The 17,967-nt window shown below is 43.4% G+C and carries 19 protein-coding genes and 2 tRNA genes; 4 read left to right on the forward strand and 17 right to left on the reverse strand.

Annotated features, from left to right (window positions below; all coding sequences use genetic code 11):
- Window positions 1-44 precede the first annotated feature (44 nt).
- From AAY47_RS23315 to gpmA, 4 genes are all read left to right on the forward strand, one after another.
- Window positions 45-212: a TOBE domain-containing protein gene (locus AAY47_RS23315; protein ID WP_419177443.1), complete on the forward strand. Its 168-nt coding sequence runs from the start codon at window positions 45-47 to the stop codon at window positions 210-212.
- A gap of 118 nt (window positions 213-330) precedes the next feature.
- Entirely contained in the window at window positions 331-1,815 is a 1,485-nt protein-coding gene (modF, locus tag AAY47_RS12245; RefSeq protein ID WP_047770267.1) for a molybdate ABC transporter ATP-binding protein ModF, read from the forward strand.
- Between the two features lie 211 nt (window positions 1,816-2,026).
- On the forward strand, window positions 2,027-2,866 hold the full coding sequence (locus AAY47_RS12250) for a CPBP family intramembrane glutamic endopeptidase (protein WP_047770268.1): 840 nt from the start codon (window positions 2,027-2,029) through the stop codon (window positions 2,864-2,866).
- A gap of 229 nt (window positions 2,867-3,095) precedes the next feature.
- Window positions 3,096-3,848 carry a 2,3-diphosphoglycerate-dependent phosphoglycerate mutase gene (gpmA, locus tag AAY47_RS12255; protein WP_047770273.1) on the forward strand — a complete coding sequence of 251 codons (753 nt, stop codon included), beginning with the start codon at window positions 3,096-3,098 and terminating at the stop codon, window positions 3,846-3,848.
- 74 nt (window positions 3,849-3,922) lie between these two features.
- Here the strand turns inward: gpmA and aroG are convergent, their stop codons facing one another.
- The 17 genes from aroG to sucC all read right to left on the reverse strand — a co-directional run bounded on the left by aroG (window position 3,923) and on the right by sucC (window position 17,916).
- Window positions 3,923-4,975: a 3-deoxy-7-phosphoheptulonate synthase AroG gene (aroG, locus tag AAY47_RS12260; RefSeq protein ID WP_047770275.1), complete on the reverse strand. Its 1,053-nt coding sequence runs from the start codon at window positions 4,973-4,975 to the stop codon at window positions 3,923-3,925.
- A 248-nt stretch (window positions 4,976-5,223) separates the two neighbouring features.
- The gene (gene pnuC, locus AAY47_RS12265) at window positions 5,224-5,943 is read right to left on the reverse strand and encodes a nicotinamide riboside transporter PnuC (protein WP_047770277.1); all 720 of its coding nucleotides are present in this window, start codon (window positions 5,941-5,943) and stop codon (window positions 5,224-5,226) included.
- Window positions 5,944-6,230: 287 nt separating this feature from the next.
- Window positions 6,231-6,306 (reverse strand) — tRNA-Lys (locus AAY47_RS12270).
- 31 nt (window positions 6,307-6,337) lie between these two features.
- Window positions 6,338-6,413: transfer RNA gene (locus AAY47_RS12275), tRNA-Lys, on the reverse strand.
- Window positions 6,414-6,569: 156 nt separating this feature from the next.
- Complete coding sequence (gene cpoB / locus AAY47_RS12280; protein ID WP_047770279.1) at window positions 6,570-7,346, reverse strand: cell division protein CpoB; 777 nt, start codon at window positions 7,344-7,346, stop codon at window positions 6,570-6,572.
- A 9-nt stretch (window positions 7,347-7,355) separates the two neighbouring features.
- On the reverse strand, window positions 7,356-7,856 hold the full coding sequence (gene pal / locus AAY47_RS12285) for a peptidoglycan-associated lipoprotein Pal (RefSeq protein WP_047770281.1): 501 nt from the start codon (window positions 7,854-7,856) through the stop codon (window positions 7,356-7,358).
- Window positions 7,857-7,898: 42 nt separating this feature from the next.
- Entirely contained in the window at window positions 7,899-9,185 is a 1,287-nt protein-coding gene (gene tolB, locus AAY47_RS12290) for a Tol-Pal system beta propeller repeat protein TolB (RefSeq protein ID WP_369813299.1), read from the reverse strand.
- A gap of 189 nt (window positions 9,186-9,374) precedes the next feature.
- Window positions 9,375-10,400 carry a cell envelope integrity protein TolA gene (gene tolA / locus AAY47_RS12295; RefSeq protein WP_047770286.1) on the reverse strand — a complete coding sequence of 342 codons (1,026 nt, stop codon included), beginning with the start codon at window positions 10,398-10,400 and terminating at the stop codon, window positions 9,375-9,377.
- Between the two features lie 35 nt (window positions 10,401-10,435).
- Entirely contained in the window at window positions 10,436-10,867 is a 432-nt protein-coding gene (tolR, locus tag AAY47_RS12300) for a colicin uptake protein TolR (protein ID WP_047770288.1), read from the reverse strand.
- A gap of 24 nt (window positions 10,868-10,891) precedes the next feature.
- The gene (gene tolQ, locus AAY47_RS12305; RefSeq protein WP_047770290.1) at window positions 10,892-11,581 is read right to left on the reverse strand and encodes a Tol-Pal system protein TolQ; all 690 of its coding nucleotides are present in this window, start codon (window positions 11,579-11,581) and stop codon (window positions 10,892-10,894) included.
- Window positions 11,578-11,982, reverse strand: a complete 405-nt coding sequence (gene ybgC, locus AAY47_RS12310) for a tol-pal system-associated acyl-CoA thioesterase (protein WP_047770292.1) — start codon at window positions 11,980-11,982, stop codon at window positions 11,578-11,580. Before ybgC ends, tolQ begins: the two co-directional genes overlap by 4 nt.
- A 114-nt stretch (window positions 11,983-12,096) precedes the next feature.
- Window positions 12,097-12,384, reverse strand: coding sequence for a cyd operon protein YbgE (gene ybgE, locus AAY47_RS12315; protein ID WP_047770294.1), 288 nt, complete (start codon window positions 12,382-12,384; stop codon window positions 12,097-12,099).
- The gene (gene cydX, locus AAY47_RS20665) at window positions 12,384-12,500 is read right to left on the reverse strand and encodes a cytochrome bd-I oxidase subunit CydX (protein ID WP_072059785.1); all 117 of its coding nucleotides are present in this window, start codon (window positions 12,498-12,500) and stop codon (window positions 12,384-12,386) included. The genes ybgE and cydX overlap by 1 nt, the downstream gene beginning before the upstream one ends.
- Window positions 12,501-12,511: 11 nt before the next feature.
- Complete coding sequence (gene cydB / locus AAY47_RS12320; RefSeq protein ID WP_047770296.1) at window positions 12,512-13,651, reverse strand: cytochrome d ubiquinol oxidase subunit II; 1,140 nt, start codon at window positions 13,649-13,651, stop codon at window positions 12,512-12,514.
- A gap of 14 nt (window positions 13,652-13,665) precedes the next feature.
- Complete coding sequence (gene cydA, locus AAY47_RS12325; protein ID WP_047770298.1) at window positions 13,666-15,237, reverse strand: cytochrome ubiquinol oxidase subunit I; 1,572 nt, start codon at window positions 15,235-15,237, stop codon at window positions 13,666-13,668.
- Between the two features lie 643 nt (window positions 15,238-15,880).
- On the reverse strand, window positions 15,881-16,750 hold the full coding sequence (gene sucD, locus AAY47_RS12330) for a succinate--CoA ligase subunit alpha (protein WP_047770300.1): 870 nt from the start codon (window positions 16,748-16,750) through the stop codon (window positions 15,881-15,883).
- Complete coding sequence (gene sucC / locus AAY47_RS12335) at window positions 16,750-17,916, reverse strand: ADP-forming succinate--CoA ligase subunit beta (RefSeq protein ID WP_047770301.1); 1,167 nt, start codon at window positions 17,914-17,916, stop codon at window positions 16,750-16,752. The genes sucD and sucC overlap by 1 nt, the downstream gene beginning before the upstream one ends.
- Window positions 17,917-17,967: the final 51 nt, after the last annotated feature.

Here is a 17,967-nt window from a genome sequence, read left to right on the forward strand (position 1 = left end):
CTTCTGCTTCATTCGATAATACCCTCTCCGGCCAGATAAGCCATATTGAAACAGGAACAGAATACAGTGAAATTATTCTGACACTTGATGGCGGTGAATCCCTTTGCGCTACGCTACCTAATCAGGAAGTGGCACGTTTGCCGCTCCAGCCCTATGATGCTGTTATTGCACTTTTCGATGCTGATAAAGTGATTATTGCCACCTTATGCTAAATCAATTGCAAATGTGATTAACCCTCAATGAATAACAAACAGCTACACATTGACATTGAACATTATTCCGCTTATTTCTGGTGATCCTTTAATTAATGTTGCTTAAAAAGGAAGAAGAATGTCTGAATTGCAAATAACGCAAGGTCGTTTCCGTTTAAGTGACACTCGTACCCTACGGCTACCGTCACTGAAAATGATTTCTGGGGAAAGTTGGGCTTTTGTTGGCGCAAATGGCAGTGGAAAATCTTCATTGGCGCGTGCACTGTCGGGTGAATTAATCCAACTGGCAGGTGACCGTCATTGTTCGTTTCGCACACCAATACGTCTGTCTTTCGAACAATTACAAAAACTGATTGATAAAGAGTGGCAACGCAACAATACCGATTTGCTCAGTATAGGCGAAGAGGATACGGGACGCACTGCCGCAGACATCATTCAACTTCACCATAAAGACAATGAATTGTGTCTTGAATTAAGCGAATATTTTGGTATCAAGGATCTGCTCTCACGACGATTTAAATACCTTTCAACCGGGGAAGTTCGTAAAGTTTTGCTATGTCAGGCATTAATGGTAAACCCGGACCTGCTTATCCTTGATGAACCTTTTGATGGCTTAGACAGTTATGCTCGAGATCAACTTGCCCAATTATTAAATTCTCTGGCTGCGAAAGGCATTACTTTAGTTTTAATCTTAACCCGATTCCATGAAATTCCTGATTTTGTCGAACAAGTCGGTGTACTGGCGGATTGTCACCTGACGCTGGCCGGAAAGAAAGAACGCATTTTGGCAGAATCTCTCGTGGCACAGTTAGCACACAGTGAAGGGCTGAAAAATATTCGTCTTCCCGACAGCGATGAATACCGCACGGATGGACAACTTCCCGCTGATCAACCGTTAGTGTCAATGCGTGATGTTATAGTCCAATACAATGATAAACCCATTTTGCACGGCTTAAGCTGGCAAGTGAACCCTAATGAACACTGGCAAATCATCGGTGAAAATGGCGCCGGAAAATCGACACTTCTTAACCTGATTACGGGCGATCACCCGCAAGGTTACAGCAATGAGTTAATATTATTTGGCCGACAACGGGGAAGTGGTGAAACAATTTGGGACATCAAACGCCATATTGGTTATGTCAGTAACAGTATTCATCTGGAGTATCGTGTCAGTACCAGCGTTCGCAATGTTATTCTATCGGGTTTCTTCGATTCAATAGGACTTTATCAGGCCGTTTCAGACCGACAGCAACAGTTAGCCGATGAATGGCTGGATTTATTGGGGTTATCGGGAGCAACAGCAACCAGCCCGTTTCATAGTCTGTCATGGGGGCAACAGCGGCTGGTTTTGATTGCCCGCGCGCTGGTGAAGCATCCTGCTTTATTGATCCTGGATGAACCTTTGCAAGGGCTTGACCCTCTAAACCGCCAGTTAGTCCAGCGCTTCATTGATATCATGATTACTCATGGTGATACGCAGCTTCTGTTTGTCTCTCATCATCAAGAAGATGCGCCACAGTGCATTACCCATCGCCTGCGATTTATTCCTGACGGTGATATTTATCGGTATGAAACTGAAAATATTTCCTTAGGATCGCTGTAATCTTCATTCTTCGCTCAACATATTACTGTGATCCCTCTCTTGATGGAGAGGGGTTCCTATTACCGTTCGATTTAATCACTCTTTAATAAAATCAAGTCATATTTTTTTGATATTTTTTATGATTATTTTTGAATTTTTTAACTATTACTATAAAATCACCGTCCATTTTTAGACTATTTCATTGGTTTTTTTAAAGATAATAGGGAATTATATGGCTTGGGCATTACTTGCCATTGCATTGGCTCTTTTAGAAAGTCGCCAGAAAATTGCTTTTTTCGTCGCGCTCTTCGCAATCATTGCTGGGATCAGCACTAACGTGCTTACCTATCCTGCTATCATCACGCTGACAGTGATGGCTCTTTTAGGTATGGCATATATTTATTGCCAAAAAAACAGCAAAAAACATTTTGTCCCCAAAATAGTCATAGAGCTGTTGTTGCTCATCGGTGGTATTTTATTGTTTGTGCATTACATTCCAGGATTCCATAATCTCAAGTATCTGGATAAAGTGCAGGCAGGCCCGTTCAGCGCACCTTTTTCAATGTACTTCAACTTTGACAAGGCGCTGCTGCCATTTATTCTAATATGCTGTATGCCGACTTTGTTCATCCGAAAACCGTTGGTTGATGCACCTGCTCACGGATGGGCATTATTGATCGCCGCTATTCCAGCGTTATTATGGCTTGCAACCGTATCAGGCGGATTATCTGTTGAACTTCATTTACCGAATTGGTTCCCTGCCTTTGTGATTGCTAATCTTTTCTTTGTCTCTTTGGCTGAAGAAGCGCTGTTTCGTGGCTATATTCAGCAGAAGCTCAGTCAATGGATGAATCCTTACTTAGCCCTTGTCATGACCTCCCTGCTGTTTGGTGCTGCCCATTTTGCTGGTGGCGGTTTGCTGATGATTTTTGCTACGCTGGCAGGGTTAATTTATGGCCTGACCTGGCTGTGGAGTGGGCGTTTATGGGTGGCTGTTGCTTTCCATTTTTCACTCAATTTGATGCATCTGCTATTTTTTACCTACCCAATAAAATCCGTAATCATGCATTAAACTGAATTCCATTTGATCTGAATTGCCTCCCTCTATTCGGGGACAGTTCAGATCATAAACTGCCTGCTATCTCCTTCCTTCCAGATATATAATCGCCGTAATTATCATCAAACATGATTTTAAACAGGAGATACGAGACTATTGTTTGCCGTTTTAGCCTGTCGCGCCCTATAATGCCCGCAGCGATCTTTTCATTTTGTATTAAAAAGTACTGATAGGAGTTTAAGCTATGGCTGTAACTAAACTGGTTCTTGTAAGGCACGGAGAAAGCGAGTGGAACAAAGAGAACCGTTTTACTGGCTGGACTGACGTTGAATTGTCCGACAAAGGCCGCTCGGAAGCACAACAAGCAGGTCTTCTATTGAAAGAAGAAGGTTTCACTTTTGATGTCGCCTACACTTCTGTTCTAAAACGTGCTATTCACACTTTGTGGAACATTCTGGATCAGGTTGATCAGCAATGGCTGCCAGTTGAAAAAAGCTGGAAACTGAATGAACGTCACTACGGCGCATTACAAGGTCTGGATAAAGCAGAAACCGCCGCCAAATACGGCGATGATCAAGTTAAATTGTGGCGTCGTGGCTTCGCTATTACACCTCCTGATTTGACCAAAGATGATGAACGTTACCCAGGCCATGATCCTCGTTACGCCAGCCTGAACCCCGAAGAGCTGCCTGTTACTGAAAGCCTTGCTACTACGATTGAACGTGTTATTCCTTATTGGGAAGAAGTTATCAAGCCACGCGTAGAAAAAGGCGAAAAAGTCATTATCGCCGCTCACGGTAACTCCCTGCGTGCATTGGTGAAGTATCTGGATAATATGAGTGAAGAAGAAATTCTTGAACTGAATATTCCAACTGCTGTACCACTGGTTTATGAGTTTGATGAGAACATGAAGCCTATCAAACACTACTATCTGGGCAACGCTGATGAAATCGCCGCAAAAGCGGCGGCAGTTGCAAATCAGGGTAAAGCGAAGTAATCCTCAAAGGTTACATAAAAAGAATGTTAAAAGCCGGACTGATGTCCGGCTTTTTATGCCATTTTTGCGATAAATTAGCTTCTGCGACGCTGAACGGCCTGAGACAACTGACGCAGTAACATTTCGGTATCTTCCCAACCAATACAGCCGTCGGTCACACTTTGACCATAAACTAAAGGTTTACCATTCTCTAAGCTTTGGCTTCCTTCAACCAAGTGACTTTCAACCATAACACCCATGATCTCATTCTCACCCCCCGCAATCTGACCGCAGACATCAACACCGACATCCATTTGTCTTTTGAACTGCTTCGCGCTATTTGCATGACTGAAATCAATCATCACGCGGGGAGGCAAACCCGCTTTTTTCAGCCCTTCTTTAACGGCACTGACATGTTCGGCACTGTAATTAGGCTCTTTGCCACCACGCAGAATAATATGGCAATCTTGGTTGCCTATTGTATTCACAATTGCGGAGTGACCCCATTTCGTGACAGACAAGAAACAGTGCGATGAACTCGCTGAATTAATCGCATCGATAGCGACTTTAATTGTTCCATCTGTGCCATTTTTGAAACCAACTGGACAGGATAACCCCGATGCCAATTCGCGATGAATTTGAGACTCCGTTGTACGTGCCCCTATCGCGCCCCAGCTCATGAGATCGGCTAAATACTGAGGAGTAATCATATCCAGGAATTCACCTGCCGCAGGTAGTCCCATATTATTAATATCGAGCAATAATTTACGGGCAGTACGTAATCCGCCATTGATATTAAAACTGCAATCCATGCCTGGATCGTTAATCAACCCTTTCCAGCCGATAGTTGTACGGGGCTTTTCAAAGTAAACCCGCATGATAATTTCCAAATCGGCTTTCAATTTCTCACGTAATTTACTCAAACGCTCTGCATATTCTAATGCCGCTTGTGGATCATGAATTGAACATGGACCAATCACTACCAATAGACGATCATCTTCACCCATTAAAATATTATGAATAGATTCACGTGCATTACGAACAGTAATAGCACTTTCTTCTGTCGCCGGAAATTTTTCGAGTAATGCAACTGGTGGCAATAATTCCGTTATTTTTCTTATTTTTATATCGTCATTCTGGTAATTCATTATCCTTTCACCTAATACGTTTACAGTTATTTAAAATAATTTTGTGATCTCAATCTAACTGTTAGGCGTTGTTCTGTAAATAATCTTTGTGAGTAAAAATAGAATACTTTTTTATGGAAAATGCTATTGAAAGTAAAAGTGATGTTAATTCAAATAAATAGATAAATAAGAAGAGAATGTTTTGTAGAAAAATATCAAATAACAGGCCATAGAACATTCATTATCTATGGCCGATGATCGCGTTTAATTTACACTTTCTTTTGAATGTTATCCGCTTGTTTCGCTGCCTTGTTCCACAGATGAGCGCCATTCAATGCAATACCTGTCAAAATAATATATTGCAGCGACATCGCCAAAACGCCTTGATAGTAATAAATCACGACACTGATAACATCAATGATGACCCAAATCAGCCAATTCTCTACATGCTTACGCGTCATCAGTATCATTGCCACAATGGATAATACTGTCATCACTGAATCCCAGAATGGGAAAGCATCAGGCTGTAAATCAGGCATGATGATATTAAAGCCCATTCCCTGTAGGGCGAGCACTACCACTTTTGCCATATAACCAAATATTTGATCGATATTAACTGTCATGATTAATATGGCAAAGATGGAAACCGCAGCAAAAACAGCCATCTGTTTAGGGTTGAGCCACCGAATTTTAAGCTCTATTTGTTTTTGCTCATTGACTCGGCTCCATGCATACCAACCATAGATATTAGCCGCGAAGAAAAAGATTTGCAGAATGAGGCTAGCGTAGAGTTGAATTTGAAAGAAGATGACAGCGAATAGTGAGACATTAATTAATCCAAACAGGTAATTAATGATTTTTTCCTGACTAGCGAGCCAAATACATAACAGCCCTGCTATCGTACCAATTGCTTCAATATATGAAAGGTTATAGCCACCCGTTCCTAGAGGTATATGCACTAATATGTTATCAATGTTGAAAAAATCCATACTTTCTTATCCTTACCATAAATAATGTTTAGTATATCAATACAACAAACATGAAATTACGAGATAACCAGGCTATTTTGCGCTTTGTTGTTTTACATACTAAACAAGATAGCGAATTTAAGAAAAAAAGTCTTTAATTATTTTAACGATTTAAAAACCATAAGGAAAAAATGTGAAGTCAGTAATCAACTTATTAAGTTATCTGCTGCGATCAATTGATTAAAAGTCAATTGTTCTGCCGACTGAGCTAACAATTTATCTAAGGTGTGTTGAGATAATCATTTAGATGGTGGGTCGTGCAGGATTCGAACCTGCGACCAATTGATTAAAAGTCAACTGCTCTACCGACTGAGCTAACGACCCATCTAAGGAGTACTTGAGGTGAGAGTTTAGATGGTGGGTCGTGCAGGATTCGAACCTGCGACCAATTGATTAAAAGTCAACTGCTCTACCGACTGAGCTAACGACCCATCTAAATCTGCTTGGCAGTTATCCTTGCCAACGGCGGCATATATTACTGATTTATCAGCATGACGCAACGTTTATTTTAGAAAACTTGTTTAAATGCTTATTTAGCAGTCAATTATCCCCCAAAAGACCAATATCTGACCTTTCGGGGATAATTATTACATTCCGGAAAGCTTTTTCTCGGCCATTTTGGCTGCATTAGTACCAGGATATTGCTTAACCACCTGCTGATAAACCGCTTTCGCTTTATCCTTTTGCCCTTTTTCCTGCATGATTAAACCCACTTTATACAGGGAATCGCTGCCTTTTGGTGACTTGGGATAGTCTTTCACGACAGTGGCAAAATAGTAAGCGGCATCGTCTTTCTTGCCTTTATTGTAATTCAACTGCCCTAACCAATAATTGGCATTCGGCAAATACTTAGACTTAGGATAGGATTTGGCAAAATTTTGAAATGCTACAATCGCTTTATCATATTCTTTGGTGTTGATAGCCAAAGAAACGGCGGCATCGTAATCACTTTTTTCACTTCCTGTACTCGTCGACGCAGCAGATTGTTTATTCCCAGCAGATGCCGAAGACGCAGCATTACGATTTTCTGGCGCTGAACTCTCTGCACTGGATGGATCCGTGATTTTATCCAATTGCAGATAAAGATCTTTTTGCCGCTCAACGATCTGATTTAATTGATACTGGTTTTCCTGAATTTGACCACGGAGTGTATCAATATCACGTTGAGAATCAGAAAGCTGTTGCTGTAGCTGGGTTAATAATTGACTATGAGCGTCAGAAATACGCTCTAATTGGGAGAGGCGCTCATCTGTGGAACCTGAGCCGACATTACTGATTGGCGCTCGGGCGGTAGCGGCCCAAGGAGCCGCTACGCCAACCAATAACGACAGACCCAACATATAACGTCTGAAGTTACTGTTCATGCATTACTCTTAGTATACGATCACAGCGCGACGATTTTTCGCATATGCTGCTTCGTCATGGCCAAGTACAGCTGGTTTTTCTTTACCGTAAGAAACGATAGCAAGCTGATCAGCGGAAACACCTTTGCCTTGCAGATACATTTTCACTGCGTTCGCACGACGCTCACCCAAAGCAATATTGTACTCTGGAGTACCACGCTCGTCCGCGTGACCTTCGATAGTCACTTTAACAGATGGGTTAGTACGCAGGAAGGCCGCGTGTGCATCCAACATTTGAGCAAATTCGCTGTTGATGTCGTACTTATCGAAACCGAAGTATACGATGTTGTTGTTTTGCAGCTCTTGCATCTGCTGACGTGCTAATTCTTCCGCAGACAGAGTCTTAGAAGAATTATCAACAGTGCTTACACCAGACTGATCATTATTGCCAGTTTTGTTAGAACTGCACGCTGCTACGGCCATGATTGGTAAAGCTAACATCAGCCCTTTTAGCACTTTGTTCAGTTGCATCTCTTTGATCCTTTTATAGTTTGCTATACATATTATTATGCATCACAGATACGGCGACCAGGCAGGGGATTTTACCTGTCCATCGGTAGCCGGAAGACGCGCTTTGAAACGCCCATCAGTCGAAACTAGCTGCAATACAGTTCCCCACCCTTGAGTGGAGCTATAAATCACCATAGTGCCATTAGGTGCGATGCTCGGCGTTTCATCCAGAAACGTATCCGTCAAGACTTGGACAGATCCCGTTGCCAGATCCTGTTTGGCGATATGCTGACTGCCACTCGCTGAGCTAACCATCACAATAAAACTACCGTCAGGGCTAACATCTGCATCTTGGTTTTGTGGTCCTTCCCAAGTTAGGCGTTGTGGAGCACCGCCATTAATATCGATTTTATACAATTGTGGACGTCCACCCTGATCTGAGGTATAGACCAGCGTCTGGCTATCCGGCATCCAGCTTGGTTCAGTATTATTACTGCGGCCATCAGTGATCTGACGGATTTGACCAGACGCTAAATCCATCACATAAAGATTCAAACTACCGGTTTTAGATAATGCAAAGGCAAGCTTAGTCCCATCTGGAGAAAATGCGGGTGCTCCGTTATGACGCGGAAATGAAGCTACCTGACGTACTGCACCTGTTGCCAGGGTTTGAATAATCAGTGAGGAACGACCACCTTCAAATGTCACATAGGCAAGTTTGGCAGCATCTGGCGACCAGGCAGGTGACATCAATGGGTCCGGTGAGCTATGTACGGTAAATTGATTATAACCGTCATAATCAGAAACACGCAGCTCATTTCGATACTTACCCGCACTGTTATTTTTAACGACATAAGCTATACGGGTAGTAAATGCACCTCTAATACCTGTCAGTTTTTCAAATACCTGATTACTGGCTGTGTGTGCCGAGAAACGTAACCATTTCTTTTCAACTGTGAATTGTTCTTGTGACAATACCGTTCCTGGTGCACCAGCAACGTCAACAAGCTGATAAGAAACCAGAAATTTACCATCAGCACTGGGTTGAATATGTCCAACAACAACTGAATCGATCCCTAACGCAGCCCATGCGGCAGGCGTTACCTCTGATGCAGTCGTCGGTTGTTGCGGCATACGAGCAGAATCAATCGGATTAAATTTTCCACTGTTTCTCAAATCCGCAGCAATAATTGAACCAATATTTTCAGGTGATTCACCTGCCCCAGTCCATTTAAATGGGACAACCCCAATAGAACGGGCAGAATCAACACCCTGTGTAATTTCAATGCGAACCTCTGCATGAGCAAGTGCGGCCCACATTACCAGAAAGCCCAATATGACTTTAAACATCTGTTTAAAAGTTTGCTTCATCATCTCTCCCTTATCGCGATCTTTTATCTGCCGCAATAATCCGCCGGATTCTAACAAACGCCAACAAACAAAACTAGATACCTAAATAAAATCTAATAATTTTGTTTGTACATATAAATTATTCGAAAGTTTGCTTAGAGCATAACGATTATCTACCAAACATTTAACTTACTGCGGTTTAAATTCTAGTGTGAAACTCTTAAAATATTCATAAACCTCTCTGCTTGGTGGAGGTGGCATTTTTTTTGCCAAATTTGCGGCAGTAATTGCGGCTCGGCATAATGCCGGATCACCCGCCCCCGCTTTGATATCAATCAGTAATCCATCTGACGCCAGTTTTATGTTTAAATCACAAGTACGGCCGATATACAGGCTTGGATCACGAAAATTCTGCTGGATTGCAGCCTGAATCTGTCCCTTGTAATTGTTGATATCAGAATCCGAAGGACCGCTTTTCTTACCGCCACCTTTTCCTGCCGCAGTCGCTCCCCCCTGCTTAGGGGTATTAGACGTTAATCCACCTAACAGATCATTAACCGTTTGAGCTTGCTTTACGGCTTCTGCCTTGGCTTTTGCTTTAGCCTCTGCTTCTGCTTTAGCCACTGCTTCTGCCTTCGCCTTAGCTTCGGCTTCCGTTTTAGCTTTTGCCTCAGCCGCCGCTTTACGTTTTGCCGCCTCTTCCGCTTCTTTCTTCGCCTGAGCTTCCGCTTTCTGGCGGGCTTCCGCTTGCTCTTTTAGAATTCGTTCTTTTTCTGCCAGTGCTTTTGCCGCCGCTTCTTCTGCCTGCTTTTGGTCTTCGCGCGCTTTAGCGGCAGCAATCTCAGACTGTTTTTTCTGCGCTTCAGCTTCCTGCAATGCTTTAATTCGCTCTTCTTCAGCCGCTTTCAAGCGTTCCTGTTCTTCCGCCTGCTTTGCCCGCAATTCAGCCGCCTGTTGCTCAGCTTTTTTCTTCCGCTGTTGTTCAGCTAGCTGTGCATTGGCCTGTTGCTGTTGCTGCTGATTATATTGCTGAACGACCGCATTCGGATCAACCATAACAGCATCAATGACAGTACCGCTTTGTCCACCGCCTCCCATTTCTGTTTTTTGCACCCGAGAACCCCAAATCAGAAATCCGATCAGGATAATGTGCAATATTACCGAAATGATAATGGCCCGATTCAGCCTATTATTTTGCTCGCTTGTCTTTCCCACGCTCGACATCCAGAAACTTTAAGTAACAACCGCTGTCAGGCGCCGATAGGCTGGGTCATTAAGCCCACCGATTTTACACCTGCCTGACGAAGCATATTCAACGCCTTGATAATTTCATCATAAGGAACTTCCTTAGAACCACCAATCAGGAAAATTGTTTTCGGATTGGCTTTCATCACGGTTTGCGCTTCTGCAACGATTTGCTGTTCAGGTAACAATTCCAAACGCTCCTGATTAACAATCATGTTGTACTGCCCTACCCCAGAAACTTCCACAATGACCGGCGGATTATCAGTGCTGGAAACGGTCTTTGAATCCACCGAATCAGGTAAATCAACTTCCACACTTTGCGTGATAATCGGTGCTGTTGCCATGAAAATAAGCAGTAATACCAGCAACACGTCCAGCAAGGGGACGATATTGATCTCGGATTTTAGCTCACGTCTGCGACTACGAGTGTGCGCCATTCGCTGATTTCCCCTTACGATTTATTACGACTTATTAGTATTGGAAGCAAAAGCCTGACGATGCAGGATAGCCAGGAATTCTTCCATAAAGTTATCGTAAACTTGTTCTAGTTTGTTAACCCGCTGGTTCAGGCGGTTATAGGCCATCACCGCAGGAATGGCCGCAAACAGGCCGATAGCTGTTGCAATCAAAGCTTCAGCAATCCCCGGCGCAACCATTTGCAGGGTTGCCTGTTTAACCGCTCCCAACGCAATAAAGGCATGCATGATCCCCCAAACCGTACCAAACAACCCAATATAAGGGCTGATAGAACCTACCGTACCCAGAAATGGAATATGATTTTCCAATACTTCCAATTCACGATTTAGTGAAATCCGCATGGCACGGGAGGTTCCTGTGATAACAGCTTCCGGAACAGGGTTATTTGCCTGATGTAAACGAGCAAATTCTTTAAACCCGGAATGGAATATCTGCTCAGTGCCACTTAACGAATCACGGCGTGACTGACTTTCTTTGTAAAGGCGAGATAATTCAATACCAGACCAAAATTTATCTTCAAATGCTTCTGCCTCACGGCTTGCGGCATTCAGGATTTTTGTTCGTTGAATAATGATTGCCCAAGAGACGATAGAAAAGCCAATCAGAATCAGCATGATCAGCTGCACTAAGAAACCTGCCTTAAGAAATAAATCAAGGATGTTCATGTCAGTCACTGCTTAAACTCCGCGACAATAGACTTTGGAAGCGCAATCGGCTTCATTTGAGATGAATTCACGTAGACAACAAGGCATTCTGCACTGCTGACAACTACGCCATTACAATCAACAATTCGTTGAATAAATGTCAGAGAAGCACCACGGATATTCGTAACTTCGCTTTCAACAAACAGTTGGTCATCCAGTTTTGCTGGTTTCCGGTAGTCAATCGTCATACGACTAACAACAAAGCCAACTTGTTCATCTAGCATAGTCTGTTGCTGGAAACCTTTTTCCCGCAACATCTCTGTACGCGCTCTTTCGTAAAAACCCAAATACCGAGCGTGATAAACCACACCACTAGCATCTGTGTCTTCGTAGTAAACACGGATAGGCCAACGGAATAACATATTACTCATATAATCCTAATTAGGCGAATTGACGCTGTCACTATACTTAAGACAATAGCGCTTTGGAATGACCTGTCAGTAAAAAAAATTTATAGGCCGATGGCCTATAAAATTACAATTAGTTTACTTAAAGAAATGATATAAGCCAAAAAGAAGAATGAAAAATGCAGGTAACGGATGAAAAAATAATCGCCAAATAATACGGTTAGGATAAAAACCAACACCAAAAGTAACGCCAGAACAAACTGTCCAGATCAATAAAATACCTTGCCATATTTGTAGTGAACTGGTATTGGCGGCAAAACGTACAGGGTTCCAAAACACGCATGCAGCAAGTGTTAAGGCGATAATGAGGATAAGAGCCCTCACCAGGCTCTTATCCATAAGTTGGTAGCATTTATCAGCCAACATTATTTTTTGTCACTCTCAGAAGCGTTCTGTGATTCGCTATGCTCAAGTGCCAAAGCAGCAATGATAGCAAAGCTACAAGCTAAGAGCGTTCCGAGAATCCAAGCAAAATACCACATGCCTATGCTCCTTAGTACAGTGAGTGTTTGTTGTTATCAATGTAGTTCTTATCCAAACGCCCGAAGGTTTTGTAATAACACCAAATGGTGTAAGACAGAACAATAGGAACGAAGATAAGTGCAACAACGAACATAATTTGCAACGTCCACTGACTGGATGTCGCATCCCACATAGTCAGGCTGACATTCGGGTCAATGCTTGACGGCATCACGAACGGGAACATAGCAATCCCTGAAGTCAGGATAATGCAAGCCACTGTCAGTGATGAAAACAAGAATGCCCAGGCACCTTTATTCATCCAGGTAGCCAGCATAGTCAGCAAAGGAAGAAGCACACCCAGCACAGGTATTGCCCACAGAATCGGATAGTGATTGAAGTTGATCAGCCATGCACCAGCCTGCTGGATAACTTCTTTATGTAACGGATTCGATGCGCCATTCACATCCAGCCCACCCGTGACAACATAACCATCAATGCCATAAATCAGCCATATCCCAGCCAACAGGAATGCAATTGCCGTTATCGCTGCACAAACATGGGTTGCGGTACGGGAACGCAGATGCAGCTCGCCTGTTGTACGCATTTGCAGATACGTTGCGCCTTGCGTCACAATCATCATCAGGCTAATCACCCCAGCCAGCAAGCCGTAGGGATTCAGCAATCCAAAGAATGAACCTTCATAGGAGACACGCAGGTAAGAATCAACCGCCAGCGGTACGCCTTGCAGCAAGTTACCAAATGCCACCCCGATAACCAATGCAGGTACGAAGCTACCAATAGTCAGCCCCCAATCCCACATATTACGCCATTTTCTGTTTTCCAGTTTCGAACGGTAATCAAAGCCAACCGGACGGAAAAACAGGGCTGCCAAGACCAGAATCATTGCCACATAGAAACCAGAGAAAGCGGCGGCATATACCATCGGCCATGCGGCAAACAGGGCACCACCCGCAGTAATTAACCAAACCTGGTTACCATCCCAATGTGGGGCAACTGAGTTAATCATGATACGGCGTTCAGTATCATTTTTACCAATGATCCGCAGCAGGACACCTACTCCCATATCGAAACCATCAGTCACTGTGAAACCGATCAGTAACACACCAATCAGCAGCCACCATATAAATCGTAATACATCATAATCAAGCATAAGTGGACTCCTGCTTACTCAATATTATTCGCTGAAGACGCGGTTTTTTGTTCAAAATGGTAACGACCGGTCTTAAGGCTGCTTGGGCCAAGACGGGCAAATTTGAACATCAAGAACATCTCTGCGATCAAGAACAAAGTGTACAGACCACAAATCAGCACCATTGAGAAAATCAGATCGCCGACACTGCGTGTTGACGCCGCGACAGCCGTTGGCAACACTTCACCAATCGCCCACGGCTGACGGCCATATTCTGCGACAAACCAACCGGCCTCAACGGCAATCCAGGGCAATGGAATGCTGAACAGTGCAGCACGCAGCAGCCACTTATGTTGACCGATACGGTTACGGAGAACGCTCAGGAACGACAGACCGATAACCAGCAGCATAATAAAGCCCGCAGCAACCATAATACGGAATGCAAAGTAGAGCGGTGCTACGCGTGGGATAGAGTCTTTCGCCGCGGCTTTAATTTGCACTTCTGTTGCATCAGTTACGTTTTGGGTATAACGCTTTACGAGCATGCCATAGCCGAGATCTTTCTTACTTTCATTGAATGCACTGCGAACACTTGGATCAACATTACCTGCACGCAGTTCTTCCAGTAATTGATAGGCCTTAATACCGTTACGGATACGCTGCTCATGCTGGCTCATCAAATCACGCAGACCAACGACCGGTGTATCTGTAGAGCGGGTAGCAATCAGACCTAAAACGTAAGGAATTTGGATGGAATATTTATTTTCCATTTTGTCCTGATCAGGAAGGCCAATCAACGTGAATGAAGCCGGGGGTGGCTGGGTTTCCCACTCTGCTTCAATAGCTGCCAATTTGGTTTTCTGCACGTCCCCCATTTCATATCCAGATTCATCACCCAGAACAATGACGGACAGTACCGCAGCCATACCAAAACTTGCTGCAATAGCAAAAGAACGTTTGGCAAACCCTAAGTCGTGCCCTTTGAGCAGATAGTAAGAACTGATACCCAGTACAAAAACGGCACCTGTGACATAACCGGCTGCAACAGTGTGAACAAATTTCACCTGAGCAACTGGGTTAAGTACCAGTTCGCTGAAGCTCACCATTTCCATGCGCATGGTTTCGAAGTTAAAGTCAGACGCAATCGGGTTTTGCATCCAACCATTCGCAATCAGGATCCACAATGCAGAGAAGTTAGAACCTAATGCAACCAGCCAGGTAACCGCCAAGTGTTGTTTCTTACTCAATCGATCCCACCCGAAGAAAAACAGACCAACGAATGTGGATTCGAGGAAGAATGCCATCAGACCTTCGATGGCCAGAGGCGCACCGAAAATATCACCAACATAATGTGAGAAATATGACCAGTTGGTTCCGAACTGGAACTCCATGGTCAAGCCCGTTGCGACACCCAAGGCAAAGTTAATACCAAATAACTTACCCCAGAATTTTGTCATATCTTTATAGATTTGTTTGCCAGAAAGGACATATACCGTTTCCATGATCGCAAGCAAAAACGCCATACCAAGCGTTAATGGGACGAACAGAAAATGGTACATAGCAGTTAAGGCAAACTGTAATCGTGACAGTTCGACAATATCAAACATCTTGACTCCTTGCTCCTAGCAGGAAGACACCGACTTGCGGCAACCCGACTTCGTAAAACGAAAGTCTCGTAACTACCAGCAATAAATGCCTCAAACACAACAATGAATTATTACAAAATCAAAAAATCAATAGATACCACAATAATATTACGCCTATATTCACATACAATAAATATCTTTTACGTGACTCAGCTTAGAATTCTGAATATAGATCAACAATATCATACATTCTCAGATTAATACCTATATATACTAGATCAATTTAATCAAGTTTAGCGAATACAATCCAGAGTAATAAATTGATTTTAGTCAATTTTTTTCTTATTTTGTTAATCTTTACAGCTATTATTTCATTATGGTTTACTTGATGTTAATAAGTTGTTATTTGCAATGACTGTAATTTATTTTTTGCTGTAAAATGCATTAGAAAATTAACTTTTCCTTTTCATTCTTTAAAGAATATATTTTTTCGATATTTCCAATTTAATTAATAAAATAAATAGATTTTACTAAAATCCAGTTCAATTAAATTGAAAAACAACTGATCTTATAAATGAACTAACCCATTGTTAATATTATAAATAAAATAAAAGGCTACCCTAAAGTAGCCTTTTTCTATAAAAAAGAGTTTATTTTATGCTGCTTATGCCAATAACGCTTTTACAGCATCGCCAATGTCTGCCAGGCTACGCACCGTCTTCACGCCTGCAGCTTCCAGAGCAGCAAATTTCTCGTCTGCTGTCCCTTTACCCCCTGCGATAATCGCTCCGGCATGGCCCATCCGCTTACCTTTCGGTGCAGTTACACCCGCAATATAAGCAACAACCGGTTTAGTCACATGTTCTTTGATATAAGCCGCAGCTTCTTCTTCGGCTGTACCACCAATTTCACCAATCATGACAATCGCTTCTGTCTGTGGATCTTGCTGGAACAGTTGCAGAATATCAATGAAGTTCGAACCCGGGATCGGGTCACCACCGATACCAACACAGGTAGATTGCCCTAAACCAGCATCTGTGGTCTGTTTAACCGCTTCATAAGTCAGTGTGCCTGAACGGGAAACAATGCCCACTTTACCTGACTTATGAATATGACCAGGCATAATGCCAATCTTACACTCATCAGGTGTAATGACACCCGGACAGTTAGGACCAATCATACGAACACCGGCTTGATCCAGTTTTTCCTTAACGGTCAACATATCGAGTGTTGGGATGCCTTCTGTAATAGTGATGATCAGTTCAATCCCCGCATCAATCGCTTCCAAAATGGAGTCTTTACAGAATGGGGCCGGAACGTAAATTACAGAAGCGGTTGCCCCCGTGGCTTCAACGGCTTCACGTACGGTGTTGAATACAGGTAATCCTAAATGCTCAGTGCCACCTTTACCCGGTGTTACGCCACCCACCATTTGAGTACCGTAGGCTATCGCCTGTTCGGAGTGAAAAGTACCCTGGCTACCAGTAAAACCCTGACAAATCACTTTGGTGTTTTTATCGATTAAAATAGACATTATTTATTCTCCGCTGCTGCGACTGCCTGTTTAGCTGCGTCTGTCAAACTGGTCGCTGCAATGATGTTCAAACCACTATCCGCCAGTTTTTTAGCACCCAGTTCAGCATTGTTTCCTTCCAGACGAACGACTACTGGTACGTTAACACCCACTTCTTCCACCGCACCAATAATGCCGTCAGCGATCAAATCACAGCGGACGATACCACCAAAGATATTAACTAAAACAGCCTTAACATTTTCATCTGACAAGATGATCTTGAATGCTTCGGTAACACGCTCTTTTGTTGCACCACCACCTACATCAAGGAAATTTGCCGGCGCACCACCGTGCAGTTTGACAATGTCCATCGTTCCCATTGCCAGACCTGCACCATTCACCATACAACCAATATTGCCATCCAGTGCAACATAGTTCAGTTCCCACTGTGCAGCCTGAGCTTCACGTAGATCTTCCTGTGAAGGATCGTGCATTTCACGCAGTTCAGCCTGACGGAACATAGCATTACCATCAGCGCTCAATTTTCCATCCAAACAAACCAGATCACCTTGCGTTGTGATCACCAGAGGGTTGATTTCAACTAATGCCAAATCACGCTCTAAGAACAGGTTAGCCAATCCCAAGAAAATCTTGGTGAATTGACCAACTTGTTTACCCGTCAAACCAAGTTTGAATGCCAATTCACGGCCTTGATACGGCATAGGGCCAGAGAGTGGGTCGATAATGGCTTTATGAATGAGTTCGGGCGTTTCTTCCGCCACTTTTTCTATTTCGACGCCACCTTCAGTAGAAGCCATGAACACTACACGTCGTGTACCGCGGTCAACAACAGCCCCGAGATACAGCTCCTTGGCAATATCAGTTGCCCCTTCCACCAAGATCTGATGAACAGGTTGCCCCTGCGCATCTGTCTGGTAAGTTACCAGTCGTTTACCCAGCCATTGTTCAGCAAAAGTGCGGATATCTTCCTTACTGTTGACGACTTTCACGCCACCAGCCTTACCGCGGCCACCTGCATGAACCTGACATTTAACGACCCAAGGGCCTGAACCAATCTTGGATGCTGCTTCTTCTGCTTCGCGCGGTGTGGTACAAGCATAGCCAGCAGGTGCTGGTAAACCATACCGTGCAAAAAGTTGTTTTGCCTGATACTCGTGTAAATTCATGATGTTCTATCCATAATTTAATTTAAGAAAGGTAAATTACCTTCTATTTTG

It is taken from the genome of Xenorhabdus griffiniae, assembly GCF_001028135.1.
Taxonomy (GTDB): Bacteria; Pseudomonadota; Gammaproteobacteria; order Enterobacterales; family Enterobacteriaceae; genus Xenorhabdus; species Xenorhabdus bakwenae.